This is a genomic window from Novacetimonas cocois, from assembly GCF_003311635.1.
Taxonomy (GTDB): domain Bacteria; phylum Pseudomonadota; class Alphaproteobacteria; order Acetobacterales; family Acetobacteraceae; genus Novacetimonas; species Novacetimonas cocois.
Genome location: NZ_QEXL01000062.1, coordinates 1 through 1,419 on the forward strand (window position 1 = coordinate 1; position 1,419 = coordinate 1,419).

Below are 1,419 nucleotides of genomic sequence, written 5' to 3' on the forward strand. Positions count from 1 at the left end.
CTAGCACTACAGTTGCATTTTGTGTCGTGAGTGAGCGCGGATAGCACTGGCCTGATGCGTTCGTCGAAAGACGGACCATCTGAGGATGTGAGAGACGGGTAGTCTGCGTTGTGCAAGTTTTACGACGAGGCGCCTGATCTCCTGAATGGACCAGCGGACAAGGACTGTCGTGTTCTGAGTTGTGTTTTTTTCGGTTTCAGTGAGTTTGCCTGGTAACGGACACTGGCCATGACGGCATAGGCCAGCATGACCAGAGAGACGTGCCGATGCCAACCATGCCAGGAGCGGGTCTCGTTATGATCAAGACCAAATTCGTTTTTGGCCGTCTCGAACCCTTCTTCGATCCTCCAGCGCGTCCCTTCAACGTTCACCAGTTCCTGCGTGGTTGTCCCTTTCGGGCTCCAGGTCGTAAAATAGGCAAGGTCCCCGTCAGCGATGTTTCGGCGGATCAACAGGCCACGTGTCCATGGTCCGGCTATAGGGCAGTCAAATTCTTCAGCATCCAGATCAGCAAGCGGAAGATACGCCCAGTCATAAAGTCGCTCACCTTTTGTGCCGTGCCCCGCTGACAGACGACGCCAGGCCTGGTCTGGCAGTCCTGCTGCAATATCTTTCGCCTCTCCGGCAATCAGCGGTTCCGTTGCCCATGATCCGAACCAGTGATTGCCCTTGACCCCAAGCACATATCCAATTCCTGCCCGGCGAAGCGTGCGTTCTACGTCGCCCACGCCATACACGCTGTCTGCTGCAACCCAGCGGAACGGCACACCGGCCTCAATACTTCGCTCAATCATCATCGAGGCTAACGCCGGTTTGGTCGCAAACACCACGTCATCGGGAACGTGGGCCCGCTTCAGACGCTCAGGCTTTGATGTCCAGTCTTTCGGGAGATACAGGGCGCGGTCAATAAAGGCATGCCCCCGTTCCGAAACATAAGCGCCAAACACACCAATCTGGCAGTTCGTGATCTTGCCGGCAGATCCCGTATACTGCCGCCCCACACCGCAGGACGCCTGACCCTTCTTCAGAAAACCGGTCTCATCAATGACCAGCACGCCCTCTTCAGTGCCCAGATGCTCAATCACATAATCCCTGACGACGTCACGAAGGGCATCGGCATCCCAGTGCCCGCGTCCCAGAAGCGCCTGCTGCCGCCATGGACCAGGATCTCCTGCGGCTTCCGCTCGCATCCATCCCGTCTTGCGTGGTTCATTGCCAATCAAAACATCAAGAAAAGCACAGGCCGAATCTACGACACGTTTTTGCGTGAACAGCGGCGCCATCCGATCCTTGGCGGACCGAAGCGAGCGCGCCCATAATTCCAGCGTCTCTTCAACAGACGTACCGCCACTCATCATATCCTGAATCATGGTTACCCATCGATTCAGAACTCAACACAAAATGCAACTGTAGTGCTAG

At 56.0% G+C, this 1,419-nt stretch carries 1 protein-coding gene; it reads right to left on the reverse strand.

Going from position 1 to position 1,419, the window contains the following annotated elements:
• Positions 1 to 119: 119 nt before the first annotated feature.
• Positions 120 to 1,370, reverse strand: a complete 1,251-nt coding sequence (locus NJLHNGOC_RS15500) for an IS701-like element IS1452 family transposase (RefSeq protein ID WP_012812328.1) — start codon at positions 1,368 to 1,370, stop codon at positions 120 to 122.
• Positions 1,371 to 1,419: the final 49 nt, after the last annotated feature.

Bases quoted from the DNA above. Each gene is read 5' to 3' on its own strand.
- NJLHNGOC_RS15500 (WP_012812328.1), bottom strand. From the start codon at position 1,370: ATGATTCAGGATATGATGAGTGGCGGTACGTCTGTTGAAGAGACGCTG.